This window comes from Enterococcus mundtii (assembly GCF_003957375.1).
Taxonomy (GTDB): domain Bacteria; phylum Bacillota; class Bacilli; order Lactobacillales; family Enterococcaceae; genus Enterococcus_B; species Enterococcus_B spodopteracolus.
In genome coordinates, this window is sequence record NZ_CP025473.1 from 2,628,741 (window position 1) to 2,650,175 (window position 21,435).

Consider the following 21,435-nt stretch of genomic DNA (forward strand, 5'->3'; position numbering starts at 1 on the left):
CCGAATCAACAAGCAATGCCGTTGATTCGGCTTTTTTGAATAGACGATTACAAATTTGTCCATTTCCTATATTTTCCTAAAAAGAAAAAGCATTTCAAACACTTTTAAATAACATGATATCTCACCTGTCAATCAAATCCAATCGGAATTGATTTGGCTGGTTTACTGGTTGCTTGCTTCACGTCAGTCTCCCACTTGCTATAAATCTCTAAAAATCTCACTTCTTCTTCATCACTATATCCTTCAAAAACAACTTTATCGATATTTTTATGATCAAAAAAAATCGTGGTCTCAGGATTTAATCCTGAGGGATAAAGTACTGCCATATAGTCTGCAAATGTATCTTTTTTCGACTGTTGATCTGTATATACGGCACCTCTTCCAACGATGACTAATTTTTGTAAACCTTCCTCAAGCAACACGACACTTCCTAATGATAATAACTTTTTACCCTCATTCATCATATATTTCCTCCTTGTCAGTTCCTTTGATATGTTTGTTAAAATATTTCTCTCCATACCATTCTAATTGTATTTTCCCTTCAAAATTACGGTATTCTTCTGAGTATTTGTGTTTATAATAACCGTGTAATAGATACGGGAAGAATAGATAGGCTTCTCCGAAAATCATAACGATATTCATAGCTATCCATAGACCTAAAGTACTGATAAATCCAACAAAATCTGTTCGGACCTCATCACTATCCGGAAATACGATCTTCCATACCATGACGACAATGACAACTATCCAGCCATATTTTATTGCTTTCTCTACTAACATAGCCAACATAGCTTTCTTTCTACCTGTTCCATACAAAACATACTCAATTGAACGCTTCTTATTTATAAAGATGACACAACTAACTAGTAATACTAATCCTAGTAACACTGTCAATCCTATTAGAGTCAATGGTTTAAGAAAAAATGTAATACACAATAAGTTTGCACTTAACAACATTATTATCAATAGATTATTCGCATTTAGAAGAAAAACAACTTGACTAATTTCCTTATAAATAAATCTTTTGATGAAAATGATACATAGTAACCATAAAAATAAAAAAATATCCACTAACCAAGATGGGAAGAAGTTGATTTCAGCTCTTCCCACTGGACTATTAGGATCTTGATGATAAAACAGTCTAGATATAAGATAAATAATGCTAAATATTACTATTGAAAAAAAAGTATTTAATATTGGTCTACTCCGAAGTGATTTAGGATCTCCTTTCTCAATCATATATATTATTAATTGGTCATCCAACAACTTAATACTTTGTTCAAATGATGCATTGAACAGATTTTTCATACTCTCTATCACCAAAAACTAATCTTTGGAATTTTCACCGAAGATAGTGCCTTTCCTATGGATTTACCTACTTGTTGTATATCCTTATAAACATACTTTACTGTTTTAACGCTTTGTTCTATTTTTTTCGATATATCTCCTATAATGTCTGTTTTATCATACAATTTATACAAGCCATCTTTAATATTTTCATATGCATCTGGATTCATGTATTGAGCATATTTATTGATACCACCAAGGGAAGCCCGCTCCTATACCTAATGGGCCTAATCCTGATAGTAATGTCATTCCCTCTAACGGTCCAATACTCTTCACCATCTCTATTCCACCACCTATTATTCCTTTGCCAACACTTCCTATTTTTCCATATTCATTCACCGCATTGGCGGTGAAAGTGATGCCTAATTGCGCGTAAGTAGCTACTTGGCCTGCCGTTCCTAATCCTTTGGCAACACCCCAATTTTTAGCTCCTTGCACAAATTGAGATTTCTTCAAGGCTTCGCTGACGTAGGTTTTTACAGGGGACGTAAATTTAGTGAAATTTTGATAGGCCTTGCCTAGCGTATCGATTTTAGGAATCCATTTCCCTTGGGCAACGGCTTTACCGAACATTTCGTATTTTGCAAGACCGCTAAATAATTTATTTTTCATACCTGATGGTAGATGATTAGCAAGCATCAAAAATTCATCGTTGGATGCCAATTTGTTGACTAATGCACCCGGATAATTTTTGATCAACATTTCGAACCGCTTGACTGCATCGGTTTTCCCATCTTTCAGGGGTTGGACCAATTTTTCGATCTCCGCTTACATTTCTAAGTAGGCATTATTTGAAGATTCTTCCGACAAAGCTTTTCCGTTTGGTTTGTACTTCTCAAACCAACTCCCATCCACTCCTTTCGGCAATACATAACTACCGTCTGCCTTGATGGTTGTTTGGTTCAAGACTAATACGCTTTGCATGGCGAGTTTCAATTCCAGTAGACTGTTATTGAACAGTCCACTGGTTTGGAAGTTAAAGGCATGCAGTTTGTGTTGTTTGCGTTGCAACTTGTAGATATCTTCTTGCAGGCTGTCCGCCATTCGCATCAAGTTTCGATGAAAATCACTGAGCATTTCTGTGATACCTGGTAATATGCTTGTATTGGCGATCTGCCTAATCGTCTGCGCGTGGTTATCGATTGATTGTTTAGCGAATGTTTTGGCACGAATCTGTCCGCTTAAATTCTCTTCATCCAAGTATCCTTCACTGGCAATCATTTGATGCGCGGAAGAGTATAGATTCAAGTCTGACTGAATCCCTTGTACCGCAGTGTTTACCCGATGGATCGTAGGAATGATCAACTCAGAAAACAGCCCTTTCCCAGCTTGATAAGCAGCTCCTGAGAGTTTTTTGCCATCAACCGCGTGAACAACTTGTTGACTACCTGCTCGTAGTTGGGTGATCGTTGTACGAGCAAGCGATAAATTAGTGGTCAGATTGCTCATTAAATTAGAAGACTCTGTGGCTGAATAAATTAGTCCCATCGTTTATTCCTTTCTTTCTGAAGTTCCGTACGTTCTTCTTCAAGTTTGATTACACCTTTTAAGTATTCTTGATCTAGTTGGTGCTGTTGGTTTTCTACCAACTGCGTGAAGTAAGTTGATTTCCCTTCATTCTCATTTTGCTCCCAACGAGCAACTTGGCTTCCTTGGGATACTAATTCTTCTGTGAATTGTTGGATTTCTCGAAAGCTTTTTCGCATATCCATCTCTAAATAATACATACATTGTTTTAACTGCTGTTTTTCTTTACTCAGACGCTCCAATCGTTGTTCATTGTTGCTGATTTTACGATCATATTCAGCGAGTAACTCTTTCTTTTCCATACTGACTCCTTACTTGAATCTTGTTTGACTGTCTCTGACTGCGATTGCTTGAGCAAGCTGGGGGAATTTGTTTGCCTGTTCATTGACACAAGTGACTAGAATTGAAATATCATTGAGTAGCTTGTTGCTGACCTCTACACCTGTTTTCATACTGCTGATCGTGCTCTTGCTTAAAGAACTTGGCTTGCTACTACTAACAGATACATTTTTTATTCCTGATACGACTGCTGTTGCAGTTGATTCCTGAGAAGCGATTTTCGGCATCTTTTTTCTCCTTATCTGAATTGATAGAATGGGTCTTCTTTTAATGTCTCTTCTTCATTAATTTTTATGGTTTCTACAATCGGTACAGGTTGCTCCTCTTGCACGAGTAGTGGTCTAGTTGACGAATCCCTAAGTTGCCTCAACAAATCGTCTAAAAATTCTTCATCGTCTTGGTTTTGAAAGCCTTCAAAAAGCACTTCTGTGATTTGATCCGCATGGATAGAAAAGACTTCTTGGCTTGGCACATCGCCAAACGGATGGGGGGCTACTCGATATCTCGCTATCACTTTTTCTTCTTCATTTTTAGCGATGGCACGAGCAACGACAAAATAGAGCAGTTGGTCATCCTCTGTTCCTACTAGACTTAAGATACTGCCTAATGGCAAAAACGGTGTGATCATTTCTTCTCTCATGCTTCTTCCTCCGTAGGAAACACCAAAACTTCCCATTGTTCATCCTTCAAACTGTGTAGGACGTTTTTAGCAACTCTTGCGTTTTTTTCTTGATAAGAAAGATTTTCAATAAATAATTGATTTTGTAAGCTTCCACCAAATAAAATATGGTCGATATTTTCTTTTACAAACATAGTGATTCCGCCAAAGGTATTACCCACCTTCGTCATATGATCAAGAAAAACAAACTGTAAATGCTCGTTTCCTCCACTTAGCAGAGCAGTGACTTCCTCAGGGTTCAATGTTAATTTATCGACCAAGTCTGCGATACCATTGATAATGATGATTCTCTTGCCAGTTTCATTTGTTAAGAGAGCTTCTAAAGCCTCTTTTAGGGCTGTTGCTTTTTCACTAAGACATGAACGGTCCAAATATAGTGAAACTTTCGGCTTTGCTGTTTCGAGTGTTCCATTTGCATCGATCAACACCACTTCTTCTGGTCTTTCTTGACAAATTTGTTGAAGCAGCCAAGGCATCATCGCACGAAGTTGCTTATTGGATTTGAAAAAGATCCCTAATCTCATGCGCTGGAACAAGTCAAATGATTCTACTGAAGAAGTGGCTTTGTTTAATCCCAAATACAGTGTGTGGTCGTCTTGTTCAAGGTAAGCAGCAAAACTTTTTTGCGTTAGGTTTTCTGGTACCATTGGAATTTTATCTGGGCGTTCGCCTGTCCATGCTTGATTGATTTCTATAATTTCTTCTTCCAGATTTTGGAGTAGTTCAGCATCATTTTGCCCATTAATCGGCAGATAAAACTGAATGGTAGTTGGCGTAGAAAGTAAGACTTGTCCGCGCCCATTGATTGCTTCAGGTGACAAAGCATTTCTGCCCATGACCATGTTTATTTCATTTTCATCGTTTAAATATAGCGTTATCTTAGTGGCAATATTGCTCATCATGTTCGTCCGAATACTTCCTGCACGATTCGCAGTCATCACAAGAAAGATACCCAAACTGGTACCATCTCTTAGTAGTTGAAGAAGTACTTCATCGATTCTATCTTTGCGCTTATCTTCCAAGCTCAGGCCATCATAACTATCAAGAATGATTCCTAAGATCGGTAATTTTTCTCTTGTTCTTGTTTCGTATTGCGTTAGATACGCGACACCAGCTTGCTTGAACAATTTTTTGCGCTCTGCCAATAATTTTTCGATGCGATCAAGCATTTTTTGCAGTTTTTCATCTTCTTCCAAAGTCGCTATATCCGCAATATGGGGTAATTCCCTGAGTACTAATAAACCATTATTCCCAAAATCGATTAAATGAAACTGAATCGTTGCAGGGGTGTTTTGACGGGCAAGGTTCATTACAAGAGTTTGCAACACTGTCGACTTCCCATAGCCTGGACTAGCTACGATCAATGTGTGACTCGCTTCTTCGAGATTGAAGGTATAATTCATTTGTTTTTGTTCAGAAGGAATATCTAAACAACCAAATGGGATAGCTAGATTACGAACTTCTGACTGTTTTATTTTTGGCGCCATAATCTGCTTATCTAAGTTCGGTAGCCACGGCTTATCCGGCAATTTGTAGGTAGAATCGGTAAAGATTGTCTTGATCTTATCAATCACTGCTTCTAATTGTGTCGGCAAATCTCGTGTATCTTTTCCTTGAATGATTTCGATATCTGGATCATAGAGCAATTCTAACTGGCCCAATTCATTGATTTTGCATACCCGTTCATCGATCACTTCTTTAATCAAATGTTCTGGATCATATGGAACCCCCGCATAGCCACTTTGAAATAATTCATACACCTCATTTTCGCCAACTTTCAAATAGCCTCGTCCAGGATTCGTGATTTGTGCGGCATCTGGCGTTTTGAGTAACTCATTCGAGTCTTGGACACTCGCCATTTTCAAGGCAATTTTACTCGTACTATTGGCTTCGATCTGATCATTGACTACCCCAGAAGGTTTTTGGGTGGCTAAAATCAAATGGACACCTAATGAACGTCCGATTCGGGCAACAGAAGTGAGCTCATCTAAGAATTCTGGAACATTGGCTTTAAGCTCCGCAAATTCATCCGAAACTAAAATCAAATGGGGCAAAGGTTTTTGCGGATAAACAACGTCTGGTTTTGGGGTCTTTCTTTGTTTATACAAGGTCATGTAGCCGTTGATATTATTTACACCATATTTGGCAAACTCTCTTTGACGTTTCGCTAGCTCTGCTTTGATGCTCGCTAAGGCTCGTGCAGTTCCAGCACCATCCAAATTAGTGATTGCACCCATAAAATGGGGCAAATGATCTAAGGTATTGGCTATTCCGCCACCTTTCCAGTCAATAATCAACATGCCGATATCTTCTGGCGAAAAATTGATTGCTAAGCCGATCAAGTAAGTCGTTAAAAATTCAGATTTCCCTGAACCAGTCGTACCACCAACTAAGGCGTGTGGTCCATGGACTCGTTCATGTAGATCCCAATAAACTAAATCTTTTTTTCCACGCCAACCAATTAATGAACGAATCGATTTATTAGGTTCCGCAGTAGACCAGCGATTTGAAATCGCTAGTTCTTCAATTGTCTTGACCTCATATTGATCCAATAGACTCAAGCTGTCAGATGCGGCATTTTTCTCTACTTCTACATGATGAAGATTCGCCAAACGCCGAATGGCTTTTTCGATTGGATAGGTTGTCGGCAAATGATTGGGAATAAAACGCTGGTTCACATATTCATTGTTCTGATTGATCAACGTTGCTGCTTTATTGCTTTGATATTCAATTAAAGTAGTCGTTGTTTCTGGCAACATATTCAACGTTTCTTTTCCCCAAATGACCGTGATTCCATAGTCTCCTAAGTTTTCGGCTAAAAACTCGTTCAATCCATGACCTGCCAACCAACTTTCATCCAAAATCGAAAAAACATACTGTGGCTGAAAGTGTACCTTTTCATTTTCAGCTTCACGGACTTGTTGTTTTCTTTTTGCCACTATTTGATAAAAAGAATTCAAAATCATGTCTCGACTTTTGGGGGTATGTACCATTCCTCTTAGATTTAAAGAACGAATTTTATTATGAGGTAACCAACGCCATTCTCGCCAATGTTGTTCGTACTCTTCCGACGGGATCAGTGTAATGAATTCGACGTCTCGATAAGAATGCAACACACATAACTGAAATAATAGGAGTTGTAATGCTGTTTGTAAAATACTAGATGTTCCTGCTAAGCCAACCGTCTGTTTCAAAAGTGAAACGATGATCGGGGCATCTCCAAGTTGTTTGTAGGGACTATGAAGATGCTCAAACGCTTCATTACTCAGTTCATCCTCTTCTATCGGCTGGAAGTTTGTTTGAAAACTAGCATTGATTTCGCCGATTCCTAAGCGGACAGTCAAAAAATCTTCGTTCACTGTCATGCGTTCATAAATCCTCGCATGATAATCTTTAGCCATCAATGCTAATTCATCCAGTGAAGGATTCATATATTCTAATGCTGCTTTTTGTGTTTGCTGTAAGACAGTAAGCTCTGACTTTTTTTTAATCATATACTGATGGAAATGCTCTTCTCTCATATGATTTTTTCTGTTGCTTTCTTTTTTGTTTGTAAAGTAACTCGACACAGAAAAACCTGTTGTAAGTAAACTAGCGCCTCCCATACTAATCAACATAACTGGATTGCCCCCGCTCAAAAAACTTGTAGCACCGCTCAAAACGACCATACCTAATGGTGGAACGATGGTTTTCAACCACTCATTCTTTCCTTCATTAGATTTCTGCTTAGGTGATTGGATCTCTATTTTTTCTTTTGGTTCTTTTAAATGGATTCTTGGACTACGCCTAAATGCTGGGAAATTTTCTGGATACTCGGGAATGTAGGGTTCTTCGAGCAACTGCCAGGGGTCCAAATGTAGCTGATTTTTTAACTCTGAGATCTTTAATTGTTTCTCACGCATCTCAATCATCAGATAATCAATGATCAATTGATCGCCTACAGAAAATGGAAATACACCTTTTTCTACACGTTGGTGATTGTAATAAATCTTGGCCTTACTAGGATAGATTTTTATTTGATAGTCATCAGTACTATTACGATCAATAAAAATCAACGCATCCGAATCAATACGGATCGCCGAGTCTTTTGCATTTGATAGATAGACGCTTTCCCTTGGCTTATTGACGATTACCGTTTTCAAATTTTCATGATGAACGAGGAGAAACTTTTCATCCTTGACTAATTCTCCTCCCCAAAAAAGCTGTCCGTCTTCACAGGAAAGTGTTCGATCATCCAGTATTACTTGATTGTTTTTTTCTGTGATTTGTTTATGAATAAACGTCGAACCAAAGTAAAAAAGATCATAAAGAACTGAAACGGAATGTTGGATTTGATCAGTCATTGAAATTGGCTTAGTTTGCTTCATTACTATCCGTCTCGCTTTCTAAGATTTCTAAGTACTTATTGATTTCTTCCTCATAACTTGTTAATAACTCTTGCTTCTTCTGTCCACTCATCTTGTTGTTTGCTCGCGTCGCGTCGTATAATTTGGTGTAGGCATGTAAAATGTATTGATGATCGCCGAGGTTTTGTGCGATATCTAATGATCGTTCAAAATTCCCCCGTCCAATATAGATCCAGTAAAGCAAAGTATTCTCATTTGATTTTTGGGAAATGTTATTTAAGATTGCCGTCTTTTGCTCATTCGACAAATTATCCAGCTGTACCGCGCTGACTGCAGCGACATATTGAGCACCCGAAGGGAGATCTTCGGGTTTATCCTCTTTTAATGTGGTCAAAACACCGGCATAATTATTAGCAATATATTGCGTTTCAGCAGAACTGATCCGTTCTTGTGCGGGAAGTTTATCAAACGCATAGATACCTGTTGTAAGCGCTAAACCTATTGTTGAAATACTTAATAAAAGCGTGCCCCACTTAAACATAAAATAGCTTCTTTTGTTCACCATTCGAATTTCTGATGCACGTTTCGTTTTCTGCTGTACGACTTGTTCGCCAATCATGCGGTTGATTTCTGCGACAGTGTTTGCTCTTTGGATTCGTTTAGAAAACTCGTCCTTCAATGTGCCATTTCCTTCAATCAGTTGCTCATAATCGAACTTAGGATGTAAAAGTGTCAGGATCAATGCACGATATTGCTTCAAAAATTCTTCTTCGGTTATTTCATAAGGAATAATTGAATGCGCAAAACCTCTATGTGCTACGATGATTTCTTCTCCAAATAGAAATAGATTGGCTGGATGGATGAATGGCTGGATTGGGCTACTCAAAAACTCGGATAAGAAATTGATTTTTTGTGCAAGTAATAATCGTTGAAAAAGTTCTGTTCGTTTAAGATACTCTTGCAAAGAATAGATTTGTTTACTTTTCTGGTATTGAATGACGAGTTTTTCCTCTGAAGATTCTACGATCTGTCCAGAGAGCAAGTGCTTTTTCTGTGTTAAGAATAGTTGATACTGTTCTAAACGATCGAGTTGGTATTGCTTAGCATTAAGTGTCACTTTGACAGCATCAGTTGTTGTCTCAATCATGATCGTTTCAGAAATATCTTTTATGTGGGTCACGTTCGCTCCTCCGATTTTTGTTGAGATTCATCGATCAGTAAATGATCGCCTTCACTTAATGGATAATCTGCCACATATGCCTCTTCCTTTAAGCGGATCGGTTTATTCAATACCACTAAGTCGAACACATCTGGCAGAGAAGAACCATTTTGTATGAAAGATTTCTTTAATAATTCTTTTAATCGTGTAATCGTTACTTGGGTCGGGATCTGTAAGTCAATGATTTCTTCTTTGACTTGTAAACTTATCCCAATTGCTTGATTTCTATCCAACTACAACAGTCCTTTAATCATTTTTGTATTTCTGCTGTGAAAACTTTTTACCAAGATAATTGCCTCCAATAGTCAGTAATATACTTCCTAGTAGAAGTAAGCTCCACAAAACAATTCTTCCCTGGATCGCTGTGTGATTTGGTGTAGCTGACGACTGATGTCCTACAGACATTTGCCCTTCTTTGAATAATTTGGGTGTAATTGTCTGCTCAAAGACCTGTGGCTGTGGCGTTGCTTCCGACACAAAGACGAGGTTCTGAGCAGTAGAAATCTGTTGTCTTTGTTGTTGGACATGTTCTTGGTCTAATTTTGTTTTATCTTCTAAAAATAAATCGTGCACTATAAATGTTGTTCCATGATCTTCGACGCCTTCCCTTTCTTGATAGATCACATGGTTATTGATAGTGAGTGTACTTGCAAAAACTGTGTCATTCGGGTGACTTAAAAATAGTAAAACTACCAACAAAAAGAAAAGCCCCCCAATTTTTTTCTGAACCATTTTATACCTCCGTTCATTCATTTGACCGTTCTTTTTTCTCTTCTGGTCGGACAATAAAATTCAGTATCACTCCAAATATCAGGAAGAAAACGAGCATTAGATAACTTCCCCGACCGATGACCCCCTCATTCATCAGCACATTAAACCCGTTTTGAATATTCTGTAAAGGTGACAGACGATAGAGCCATTCTGTCAACGAGTCATTTTTGATTGCTACGCCCAACAAAGGAGTCAACATGAAGAACAAGCCAAAAATCCCACCACATAAATACAACGTGATTTTTTTGAATTGACGCATGAACCCTAAAAGAATTAATTGACCACTAGCAAAGACTAAAAATGCATAAACGAACCAAACAAAAGAATGCGCGGCTCCTGATACGGTGGTCGTTAAAACGCTGTAAATAAGTGAAAGAACTAACGTTACACTGAGTACCGCCACCATATTAGGTACGTTTTTCCATATACGGTTCGGTGTGACTAACAAATCGACAGAAGTCACTACACGTCTTTTCATCACGCTAGATAATTGAAAGGATACTAACAGAATCATAAAACCACCGATCAATGTCACATAGTAAGGAGTCAATGAGCTTTGTCTTGTTTGGCCAAAGCTTCCTTGTCCTAAAATTGGACTTGCTAAGAAATTAAAGACATGTGAATTGTCGCCCCCTCCACTCCTTGTATTCGAAAGGACTTGACTAAATGATTCGGCATACATTTGATTTTCAGAAACAGTCTGTGCCGATTCATCAAGAGAGGTACTTAGATTACTTAAAATAGTGGTGGCATTCTCTTGTACTTCGATGGTCGATTCTTTTAGCTGATCGATCGTAGGTGTGATATCAACTACTTCTGCCGCAGATTGACCGGTAACTTCAGCTGCTGCTTTTGAACTTACCATCAATCCTTGCATCGTTTCGATCAGACTGGCTGTTTGAGCTTCAATCAGAGCGTATTCATTTTCTTTAGGATGTGGATTTTCTTTTGAGATGACGGATTCCGCTTCTGTTTGTGTCGTTTGCTGCCAACTGTCGTATACTGCATGGATTTGTTGATTCGCAGAGACGAACCAGTGGTTTAATTTGTCCGCTTCTTCCATAAATGTTTGTGGTAATGTCATTAGTTGCAAGGTACCGTACAAGGTTGGTTTTAGTTCTTCAGGTTCTCTAGTCCCTGGAGAACCAATGACTGCTTGTAATGCAATGATTTGATTCTCGGTATCGCTATACAACTGATCTCCTGTTTTTTTGTATTCCTGATACAGTTGTTCACTGATCATCGAAGGTTTGTCACTTTCCTGAAGATTGTTATATAGCCAGTAGATCGAACGAGAATCAGCTAATTCAATAAGGGATCTCCCTGCATTTTCTGGTTGATCGATCATTTGTCGATATCCGGGTATCGTTATAGAATGGTGCGGTGCACCAAATAGCGTAACGATTTGTTGCGCAGTCGTACTTAATAGTTGAAACTGTTCCAATATTTGTGGCACATCATCAATCAATGGCTGATCCATTGGAAGATATACCGAGAATTCCCTCATTGGTTGTACGCGTTCATTGATCATCCATGTGTAAAACACCTGATTGTATGAAGTAGTTTGTTGTTCTGGAGTCAACTGCCACTTTAAAGGAATGCTTACTTCAAAGTTCAATTTATCTGGTAGCGAAGGATATTCTATACGCTGGTATGTCTCTTCCGTTTCCTCCTCCGGTTCAATCGTCCAAGGTTGTACGATTGTGAATGAATGATTTGTATCTACTCGGATTGCTGTTTCATAGTTGTAGGGGGCTAGTAACTGATTCAATTGGGTTTCCATTTCTTTAAAATCATATGTTGGATTAAAAAAGAGCATTCCTTGCTGCTCTTCTTCTGCTTGTATCGAGAGGAACGTAGCTTGATTTAACTCAATTGACAGCTGTTGATTGGTGGTGGGTAAAGAAATCATTACGTCATGTTGTGCTTTCGGATCAAGATAAGCAAACGAAGCTTCACTTCCGATTGGTCGGTCAAAATCATGGGCATAGCGTGTAACGATCGCTAGCTCATCATTGAAAATCGTGGCCTGATCCTGACTGATCACTGCTTGATTTTGTAATTCAACTAATAATTGAGCTAAACTATCCACCGAGATCTGGGGCAATGTCTCATCGATAACTGATTCGTACGTCCCATCTAATTTGGGTTCATTACTTTGATTTGTCATCAATTTGATAATCGCATTTTTCACTTGAACTTCTGTCGCAGTTGCAGGTTTACTTGTCGGATCATTATAATACGCATTGGCAATTTGACCTTTTAAGCGTTCTAGCTGTTCTACTTGATTCTCCAACTCAGTAATTTGTTGTTGGATCTCTTCGATGCGGGTTTGTTGATTGGTTTGAAACGCCGTTGCCTGAGTCAAGAAATCCCAATAAATACCGAAACTATTTTGTTCATTTGGTGTATAAAAGTTACTAAATTGAGCTAAAATCACATCGTTGAACAAGTCGTATTGATTTCTATAATCAACTGTTGCGTTCTCCAACTGAGTGGTTAATTGATTTTTTTGTAAGATGACTTGTTGATTGAATTGATCGATCGCTTCAGTGATTTTTTCATTCGCTTCTTTTGTATAATCAACAATTGTCGCCTGAACATCTTCTGTCTCTTTGTGAGTCTCTTCTAAACTTGTATTATTGCGCTCCAAAAGAGATTGTACCGAATCAACAAAGGCCTGTTGTTGTGCCTTGAATGCACTATTTGTTGTATCTAAAACACTAGTTGATTCTAATACACTCGCATAGTTGTCTGGAATATTTTGGAATGGCTGATAGATACTATTTTCTAGATTTTGCTGGTAATTGCTATGTGTATTCGTCATTTTATTCACGTTTTGCTGCGCTTCAGAGAGATTTCCTACAATACTAGAGAAATACATCTGCACAACACGCTGATTGAAGTTTGTTAAAATCTGATTCACTTGTTCTTCGATCGTTTGGTTAGTTATCTCATTTTGACCATCTCGAACTTGGTATTCGATGATCGCTTTTTCTGGATTGATACTTTGTAAAGATAATAGTTTTTCCGAAAAATCTTGGGGAATAATGATTTTTGCATCGAATTGGCCGTTCTCTAGTCCTGCTGTTGCAATATTACGCGTAGTCGTTTCCCAACGATTGGCAGTATCTTTATTGATCAGTGTCACAAAATCGGTTCCTAACAAGTACTGCTGACCTTCGAAATCTGCTCCTCGATCCTCATTGACCAAAACATATTGCATTTTTGTCGTCGGGCTGGCGGTGCTCGTGATGATACTCTTTTCTTTAAAGCCAATATAAGCAAAGAAAAGAAGCAAAGATAAACTTGCGATGACCGCAAGGATAAATGGCTGCTTTTGCTTCAAATGGTTTTTCAAGTTGTTCTCCTCCTTCTAAAAGAGCATGGGGTCAGAAGTGACTTGTCTGTATTTCTACCTTTCAAAATAAGCATCAAAATCCAAAAATAGCTAGCTGATTTCGGATTTTGACGCTTATATCATGGCGATGTGCACTTCTGTCATTTCCTCTTTTTAGGCTATAGCTGAGATGCTCTGTTGTACATTGTGTATTGTTGCACATGTGATTCGTTTAAGAAAATCTAGCAAAGTGACTTCTGTTTGAACATCAAGTTAAAATCCAAACGAACCTGCATCTTGACGATCGCGTTCTGCAACCGTATCAGCATACTTGTTCAACTGCTGATTGATGCTCTCAAGAAGCTCTTCCATTTGACGAACATTACCTTCTAACTGGTGGTATTGTTCCAAATAAGCTTGAAATGCTTGTCCTTTCCACTGTTGACTGATTTGTTGGTTCATTGCATTTACTTTACGGATCGCCTCTTGGATCTGAGAGGCTGCCTGTGAATAAACCTGTGCTTGTGACTTCAGTTGTTCGGGGGTGACTGCAATTACTCCTGCCATTTTTGTACCTCCTAAAATTTTTTTGACTAGTTTATCATACTTGATTTTCAACTGGTCAAAATAAAATACGCCGAATAAGGTTGATCTTCGTCGTATACGCACAATTCTTTTCGTATAAGATTAGTTATTTTAAGATAGCATTCAATTACTAGCGGGGGGAAACTCATTCTTGAGTTCAAAATCAACATGGTACGCCTGCTCCACGAAGCGTAACAATTCGTATTTTTTTTGATATTGTTGCTTTGAATCCAAGTAGCAACTGACTGCTAGAGCGTTTTTCACGTGATACTTCCCTTTCTTATTACCTTTGATCACATACCAGACGCCTTGTAAAAACAATTGCAAGTTACGCTCATAGTATAGTTCTTCTTCAAGGAAATACTCTTCTAACTTCGCCCCATATTTCCAAACCAGGCGGAGATCCTGATTTTTAATAAATAGAATGAGGCCATTCGCCAACATGCGAAATGTCTCACTTTGCCCACTGCGGTTTTCTTCGTAGATCGCCAACCTAAGAAACGACTTTTCTAAAATCAAATCGATAAATTTAGGATGGAACGCATATATACAATTAGTAAACAAAAAAATTTCGTAGCGAGTCCATGTTTGTGCCTTCATTAAATACTGATAAACCTCTGAAGATAGCACATCGATTTTTTCCTCTTTTAATTGAGCGATCATCAAGCGACAAAGACTGATTAGATGACGTTCTCTTTGAGAATTAGGTTCTTCTGTTTCATACAACATGATAATACTATGTAATTCTAAACTATCTTTCTTTTCAAAAGCGACTACCGATTCTTGCATCAAGCGATTGACCTCGGATAAATCATTTGGAAAATTAAATAACTGCAATTCATCATAGTCCAAATTTAGTTTTTTCAAAAAATAAGTCAACTTACTGACTGTCGTATCTGCTTTATTTTGAATAAAACGTTTATAAACAGAGCGACTAGCTTCCTCCCCACAAAGTTCTGCAATCGTTATTCCTTTTTGCTTTCTGACAAATTCAACGATCTCCCATACTTCCATTTTTTCACTCCTGACCTCTTTCACTGAATCTTGAACTCAAAGATTTTATAGAAAGAGCTTCTATGATTGAAATTTGATAAAGCTAAAAATCCCCGTTTATTATAATCTTACCATCATTCTCGTTTGAATATTACATTCATTTATAATAACTATTGTTTTTAAACATAAAGACTTTACTAATAAATACAAAAAAACAGAACAGAAAAACATTGATGTTATTTATAAGAGCGATAATGATGGAATAAACAGTATATTTTTTGTTCAAAATGTCATGATAAAAAAAGAATGAGCACTCGCAACGGTACTTTCCGCGAGTGCTCATTCCGTTTTCTGATGCATCAGATTATCAATGCGATCATACCAATTATAATGTTGATTGTTGTGGACTATTTATTAGAGTTTCTACATATTTTTTGGCTTTTCTTAGCAGTTGGATTTTTCTTATCTGACTGACATAGTTTTTACGATCTAACATTAAATAGTTATTTTCTCTGATTACGCTTAATTGCTCCCTATAGATCGTTGCAGCAGCAGTTAATGCGAGTTGACAATTTCGGTCAATAAACGGCAGCATCGTAAAAGAAGTTTCATATTTTTTCTCTGCTTCATTAGCTACCGCTTCCCATAGATCAATCAATGGCTTCGCAGGTTTATCTGCTTGCAACATGGTTTCAGTCACACCATGGGCACGCATCATTTCCTTTGGTAAATAAATTCGTCCCATTTTATTATCTTCACCGATATCTCGTAAAATGTTAGTGAGTTGCATCGCTTCACCCAGTCTTTTTGCCTGTGACTGGATTTTTTCTGCTTGGTCAGATAATAAAGGTAACAACATCAAGCCGACACTACCTGCGACATAGTAACAATAGTCTTCTAAGTCAGCCAATGTTTCTGGCTGTGTAAAGACTAAATCTTGCTTTTGACCTGCGATCATGTCGTAGAACGGAGACAAGTTCATGGGATAAACGGAAAAAACAACTGACAAGGCACGCCAAATTGGTTCATCAGGAATTTTACCCATGGAGAAAGCATCTAGTTGGTGTTTTAGTGCCAACAATTCTTCCTCACTATGCGCTAAGTCAACTGTATCATCTGCCAAGCGACAAAAAGCATAAATGGCATAGACACTTTTTGCTTTTTCTTCAGGAAGTTGAGAAAACGCTGCGTAAAACGATTTTGAATATTTTTTTATCACAGTTTCACAATAGGCAAAATCGTCTGCGTGTTTTTCAAACAGTTCCTGATTAGTTTTTGTCATCTTTAACCAACTCCTCTACCGCAAGCTTAGCACTTTGCATCACGATTGGTACACCAGCTCCGGGATGTGTACTGCTACCACAGAAATAAAGATTCTCAGCAGAAGCAAATTTATTATGAGGTCGATAATAGTTACTTTGTTTTAAAGTTGGTTTCAACCCAAATGTTGCACCATTATAGGCATTGAAATGTTGTTCAAAGTCTTTTGGTGTATAAAAACTTTCTGAAACGATATGCTCTTCAATATCAGTAAAGTCTGTCTTTTCTTTTAATAATGTCAATACTTTTTGACGATATTCTTGGACTTTCGCTTCTGACCAATCTTCGTATTTTGAAAGTTCTGGAACTGGTACTAATACATATAATCCTTCATGGTTTTCTGGGGCTAATGATTCATCCATGATCGTAGGACGGTATAGATAAAAGGATGGATCTTCCGGTAAACGACCATCTTCAAATAAATCATCCACATTTCGTTTGAAGTCATCTGCAAAATAGATGCTGTGGAGATAATCCCCCGGATATTTTTTATCTAGACCTAAATATAGTAAGAAACAAGAACAAGAGTATTCCATCTTATCGATTTTCTTATCCGTATATTTCCCACGATTCTTTTCATCAGGAATCAACTCTTTCATTGCATAAGGAAAATCAGCACCACAAACGACCGCATCTGCTTCTATTCGTTCTTGTCCGATTCGAACACCTTTTGCCACTTTATCTTCAATGATCAATTCATCAACGGGTGTATTATAATGGATCGTTCCACCTAATTCTTCTAATAAGTTAGCTAGTGAGGTTGCTAAAGTATACATACCTCCTTTGATAAAATGAACGCCATATAAAAGTTCGATCATCGGGATAATCGTGTATAACGATGGACCTTGATATGGGGAAACACCGATGTATAAGGTTTGGAACGCCAATGATTTTCGCAAACGTTCATCTTTAACAAATTTAGCAATCGATGAATACGCATCACTAAAGGTTCTTAGACGAATCCCTGCCCATAGTGATTTAGGATTATAGAAATCCCAAAAACCACGAAAGGATTTAGTAATAAATGCTTCTTTGGCTATGTGATAACGCTTGTAGATATCCGCTAGAAACGCATAATAGCCTTGCGCATCTTCTTGGGAAATCGCTTCGAGCGTTTTGGTCAATTCAATGAGATCATTTGAAAATTCGATTGGTTCTTCTTTATTGAAATAGAGTTTCAACATAGGATCGACTTTTTCCATCGGAATGTAGTCATCCGGATCTTTCCCACAAAATTCAAATACTTCGCGATAGATTTCAGGCATCATCACGATCGTTGGCCCCACATCAAACGTGAACCCATCTTTTTTGATTTGATTCATCTTGCCGCCAGGGCCACTTTCTTTTTCGTACAATGTTACTTCATAGCCTAATTTTTGCAAGCGTACAGCTGCACATAAACCCGCAACTCCTGCACCTGTTACAATGACTTTTTTCATGACATCCACCTACTCAATTCTTGTTCTATAAATTTTTATCATCTGATAAATTTTAGGATATCATTAAATTTGTGATGTCATAAAATAAAACGCTCAAATAACATACGTTACATTAAATTTTCTTCATTTTTCTTTGTTTTTAATTTATTTTTTATCATTTTTCACTCAGTATTATTTACGCGTGAAATATACAATCTAGATAGCCATTGTCAGTTAAAACTGAATAAATAGCCTTCAAAAGCCAATTCAGTCAAAAAAAAGCCATGACATCCGAAAATATTTTCATATTTTTTAGATGTCACAGCTTTTTTTGACTGATTACTTTTGTCACAATCTCAACTGTTTATTCAGTTTTATGTTGAAATTCATCTAATCGTGCACGAACTTCATCAGTGGATTTCGTGTTCATCAATTGCACACGCAAATCGTTAGCTCCTGGAAATCCTTTGACGTAGATTTTGAAGAAACGATGTAAGCCTGTGATCGAACGTGGGATCTCCTTTGCATAGTGGTCTTGTAAATCTAGTTGCAAACGCAGTAAGTCAATAAGTTCTTCTGCTGAATGCTCTCTTGGTTCTTTTTCAAAGGCAAATGGATTTTTAAAAATACCTCGGCCGATCATGATGCCATCTACACCATATTTTGCCGCTAATTCAAGCCCTGTTTGGCGGTCAGGGATGTCACCATTGATCGTCAACTTCGTTTGTGGGGCAATTTGTTCACGCAAGGCAACGACTTCAGGAATTAGTTCCCAATGTGCTGCAACTTTACTCATTTCTTTGCGTGTACGTAAATGAACAGAAAGATTCGCGATATCTTGCTTTAGTAAATGACTGATCCAACCAACCATTTCAGCTTGCTCTGTGTAGCCAATACGTGTTTTCACACTTACCGGTAACCCTCCAGCTTTTGCAGCTTCGATCAATTCTGCCGCAACCTCAGGACGTAGGATCAAGCCACTACCTTTTCCACGTTCTGCCACATTCGGTACCGGACAACCCATATTGAGGTCTATTCCTTTAAAACCCATCTCTGCTAGTTGAATACTCATCTCTCTGAAAAATTCCGGTTTATCTCCCCAGATATGTGCCACCATCGGTTGTTCATCTTCAGTAAATGTCAAACGTCCTTTGACACTTTCTTTGCCATCTGGATGACAAAAACTATCTGAATTAGTAAATTCGGTGAAAAACACATCCGGCGCGCCAGCTTTTTGGACAACATGGCGAAAAACCACATCTGTCACATCTTCCATCGGTGCTAATATAAAAAAGGGCGTAGGTAGTTCAGCCCAAAAATTATTCTTCATCAAGTACACTCCATTTCGCTATATACAAAGTTCCATCAAAAACATTGTTGCCATTATACAAGGAAAAAGAAAAAGAAGCAAAGTAGAGGTTGTGAAAGGAGCAATCAGCGCTAAGGCGTAAGCCAGGAAAATCGAAAATGGTTGTTTCATTTTTGATTTTCCTGGCTTATGTTCGAAGTGTTGCTCCTTGAACACCGTTTATCATAGGTTGTGAAAAAAGCGTTTTGACCTGAACAGTAAGATCGAAAATTGGAAAATAGCTTCTCATATTTGGCAATTTTTTAGCTTAATGTTGAAGGTCATCTTTTTGAACATCGGCTATCTAGGTTATGAGAAAGCCGGTCAGCTCCGAATAGTAAGGCGGAAATTGGGAAAATAGCTTCTCATATTTTTTCAATTTCACCTTACTATTGAAGGAGTTAGCTTGCCTCGTTCGTTTAACTTCTTAATCCCCTACCTTTATTGATCAAGTACCAACACGTTGAATAAAGCACTACAATGAACAGTACAAGGATCGCAATCGAAATGAATATTGGCACATCGGTGGTGCCTAAGAAACCATAACGGAAACTTGAGATCATATAAACAATTGGATTTACTTTTGAGATGGCTTGCCAAACCGGTGGTAACATCGAAATTGAATAAAACACCCCACCAAGATAAGTCAAAGGTTGTAACACAAACGTTGGTACAATGGACACGTCATCATAAGATTGAGCGAAAATTCCATTGATCAGCCCGGCAAGAGAGAATAAGATGGCTGTCATCAATAGCGTCAACACAACAATTGTCCATGAATAGACATGTAATGGTACAAAAAATAGAGAAATCATTGTGACTAATGCGCCGACCAAGACACTCCGTCCCAACCCACCGATCACAAATCCCCAGATGATAACATGTGTTGGTACAGGGGCAACTAAAATCTCTTCGATATTCTTTTGGAATTTTTGTGAAAAGAATGAAGAAGAAACATTTGAATAAGAGCTTGTGATGGCGGACATCATGATCAATCCTGGAACAATAAATTCCATGTAGGAGAAACCACCCATATCACCGATCCGTCCCCCGATCATTTTCCCAAAAATGATAAAATACAAAGACGTAGTGATCACTGGTGGTACTAGCGTTTGTACCCAGATACGCATATAGCGATTGGTTTCTTTGATTGCTAAACTTTTTAATGCAGTAAAATAAAGATTAAACATTTTTCTTCGTTGCCTCCATATGATAAGTTTCTTCCGTAATTTTCAAGAAAAGTTCTTCTAAGCGATTGGATTTATTGCGCATAGACAAGACTTTGATCCCTTGCGCACTTAACTGTTCAAAGATCCCATTCACTCCTTGATCACGCTCCACTTCAACCGCAAGTGTGCGTTCATCTTCTAAGATACTTGTATAGCCAATGATCTCTGGCTTTTTATCATAAGGTGCTAAGTCAAAGATAAACGTTTCAAATTGTAATTTGGAAAGCAAGGCTTTCATAGAGGTATTCTCAATCAATTCACCCGATTGGATGATTCCAATATTTCGACAAAGCATTTCTGCTTCTTCCAAATAATGAGTCGTCAAAATGATCGTTGTTCCTGCATTATTCAATTCACGTAGAAATTCCCACATTTCTCGTCTTAACTCAATATCGACACCCGCTGTGGGTTCATCTAGAATCAATAATTTGGGTTCATGCATCAATGCACGGGCAATCATCAATCGTCGTTTCATCCCACCTGAAAGCATCCGCGCACGAACATTGCGTTTCTCCCACAAATTAGATTGTTTAAGGTATTTTTCGCTACGTTTCAATGCTTCATTACGAGATACACCATAGTAACCCGCCTGATTCACGACGATTTGTTGCACCGTTTCAAACGGATTGAAGTTGAATTCTTGGGGCACTAAGCCGATTTGTTGTTTTGCTCGTACTAAATCTGTATCCAGATCATAGCCAAATACTTTCACTTTTCCCGATGTCTTATTCACTAATGAAGTGATGATCCCGATCGTTGTTGATTTACCTGCACCATTTGGTCCCAATAATGCATAAAAATCTCCTTCTTCAACTGTCAGATCGATGCCTCGGAGTGCTTCCACACCTGTCCCATATATTTTTCTTAACTCATTTATCTCAAGAGCATATGTCATTTTTTACTAACTCTCCTTATTTTGTCTGATTTACTATTTTAGCATGTAAAGAGGTTGTGAGAAAGCCGTTAAGCTCCAT

The 21,435-nt window shown here is 38.0% G+C and carries 19 protein-coding genes; all 19 read right to left on the minus strand.

Annotated features, from left to right (window positions below; genetic code table 11):
• Positions 1-128: 128 nt before the first annotated feature.
• The 19 genes from CYK55_RS12780 to CYK55_RS12865 all read right to left on the minus strand — a co-directional run bounded on the left by CYK55_RS12780 (position 129) and on the right by CYK55_RS12865 (position 21,356).
• Positions 129-461 (minus strand): DUF4176 domain-containing protein, encoded by a 333-nt coding sequence (locus CYK55_RS12780; RefSeq protein WP_034688679.1) that lies wholly within the window; start codon positions 459-461, stop codon positions 129-131.
• Positions 454-1,308: a DUF4176 domain-containing protein gene (locus CYK55_RS13555; RefSeq protein ID WP_164546253.1), complete on the minus strand. Its 855-nt coding sequence runs from the start codon at positions 1,306-1,308 to the stop codon at positions 454-456. The genes CYK55_RS12780 and CYK55_RS13555 overlap by 8 nt, the downstream gene beginning before the upstream one ends.
• Positions 1,309-1,530: 222 nt before the next feature.
• Positions 1,531-2,100 (minus strand): hypothetical protein, encoded by a 570-nt coding sequence (locus CYK55_RS14020; RefSeq protein ID WP_318036148.1) that lies wholly within the window; start codon positions 2,098-2,100, stop codon positions 1,531-1,533.
• Between the two features lie 15 nt (positions 2,101-2,115).
• Positions 2,116-2,835 carry a hypothetical protein gene (locus tag CYK55_RS14025; RefSeq protein WP_318036149.1) on the minus strand — a complete coding sequence of 240 codons (720 nt, stop codon included), beginning with the start codon at positions 2,833-2,835 and terminating at the stop codon, positions 2,116-2,118.
• Positions 2,826-3,176: a hypothetical protein gene (locus CYK55_RS12795; RefSeq protein ID WP_034688645.1), complete on the minus strand. Its 351-nt coding sequence runs from the start codon at positions 3,174-3,176 to the stop codon at positions 2,826-2,828. Before CYK55_RS12795 ends, CYK55_RS14025 begins: the two co-directional genes overlap by 10 nt.
• 9 nt (positions 3,177-3,185) lie before the next feature.
• The gene (locus tag CYK55_RS12800) at positions 3,186-3,440 is read right to left on the minus strand and encodes a hypothetical protein (RefSeq protein ID WP_034688647.1); all 255 of its coding nucleotides are present in this window, start codon (positions 3,438-3,440) and stop codon (positions 3,186-3,188) included.
• A gap of 11 nt (positions 3,441-3,451) precedes the next feature.
• Positions 3,452-3,853 carry a DUF4176 domain-containing protein gene (locus CYK55_RS12805; protein ID WP_034688649.1) on the minus strand — a complete coding sequence of 134 codons (402 nt, stop codon included), beginning with the start codon at positions 3,851-3,853 and terminating at the stop codon, positions 3,452-3,454.
• Positions 3,850-8,259: a type VII secretion protein EssC gene (gene essC / locus CYK55_RS12810; RefSeq protein WP_126134387.1), complete on the minus strand. Its 4,410-nt coding sequence runs from the start codon at positions 8,257-8,259 to the stop codon at positions 3,850-3,852. The genes CYK55_RS12805 and essC overlap by 4 nt, the downstream gene beginning before the upstream one ends.
• Positions 8,246-9,418: a type VII secretion protein EssB gene (essB, locus tag CYK55_RS12815; protein ID WP_034688651.1), complete on the minus strand. Its 1,173-nt coding sequence runs from the start codon at positions 9,416-9,418 to the stop codon at positions 8,246-8,248. The genes essC and essB overlap by 14 nt, the downstream gene beginning before the upstream one ends.
• Positions 9,415-9,690, minus strand: a complete 276-nt coding sequence (locus CYK55_RS12820) for a hypothetical protein (protein WP_034688652.1) — start codon at positions 9,688-9,690, stop codon at positions 9,415-9,417. Before CYK55_RS12820 ends, essB begins: the two co-directional genes overlap by 4 nt.
• Before the next feature lie 13 nt (positions 9,691-9,703).
• The gene (locus tag CYK55_RS12825; protein ID WP_034688653.1) at positions 9,704-10,189 is read right to left on the minus strand and encodes a hypothetical protein; all 486 of its coding nucleotides are present in this window, start codon (positions 10,187-10,189) and stop codon (positions 9,704-9,706) included.
• 13 nt (positions 10,190-10,202) lie between these two features.
• Positions 10,203-13,589: a type VII secretion protein EsaA gene (gene esaA / locus CYK55_RS12830; RefSeq protein WP_126134388.1), complete on the minus strand. Its 3,387-nt coding sequence runs from the start codon at positions 13,587-13,589 to the stop codon at positions 10,203-10,205.
• A 252-nt stretch (positions 13,590-13,841) separates the two neighbouring features.
• On the minus strand, positions 13,842-14,135 hold the full coding sequence (locus tag CYK55_RS12835; RefSeq protein ID WP_034688655.1) for a WXG100 family type VII secretion target: 294 nt from the start codon (positions 14,133-14,135) through the stop codon (positions 13,842-13,844).
• Positions 14,136-14,276: 141 nt separating this feature from the next.
• Positions 14,277-15,167, minus strand: a complete 891-nt coding sequence (locus CYK55_RS12840; RefSeq protein ID WP_126134389.1) for an Rgg/GadR/MutR family transcriptional regulator — start codon at positions 15,165-15,167, stop codon at positions 14,277-14,279.
• 364 nt (positions 15,168-15,531) lie between these two features.
• On the minus strand, positions 15,532-16,428 hold the full coding sequence (locus CYK55_RS12845) for a phytoene/squalene synthase family protein (protein WP_034688657.1): 897 nt from the start codon (positions 16,426-16,428) through the stop codon (positions 15,532-15,534).
• Positions 16,415-17,905 (minus strand): phytoene desaturase family protein, encoded by a 1,491-nt coding sequence (locus tag CYK55_RS12850; RefSeq protein ID WP_034688658.1) that lies wholly within the window; start codon positions 17,903-17,905, stop codon positions 16,415-16,417. Before CYK55_RS12850 ends, CYK55_RS12845 begins: the two co-directional genes overlap by 14 nt.
• A 343-nt stretch (positions 17,906-18,248) precedes the next feature.
• Positions 18,249-19,214, minus strand: a complete 966-nt coding sequence (locus tag CYK55_RS12855) for a tRNA dihydrouridine synthase (RefSeq protein WP_126134390.1) — start codon at positions 19,212-19,214, stop codon at positions 18,249-18,251.
• A gap of 437 nt (positions 19,215-19,651) precedes the next feature.
• Positions 19,652-20,422 (minus strand): ABC transporter permease, encoded by a 771-nt coding sequence (locus CYK55_RS12860; protein ID WP_034688661.1) that lies wholly within the window; start codon positions 20,420-20,422, stop codon positions 19,652-19,654.
• Entirely contained in the window at positions 20,415-21,356 is a 942-nt protein-coding gene (locus tag CYK55_RS12865) for an ABC transporter ATP-binding protein (RefSeq protein ID WP_034688663.1), read from the minus strand. The genes CYK55_RS12860 and CYK55_RS12865 overlap by 8 nt, the downstream gene beginning before the upstream one ends.
• Between the last annotated feature and the right edge of the window lie 79 nt (positions 21,357-21,435).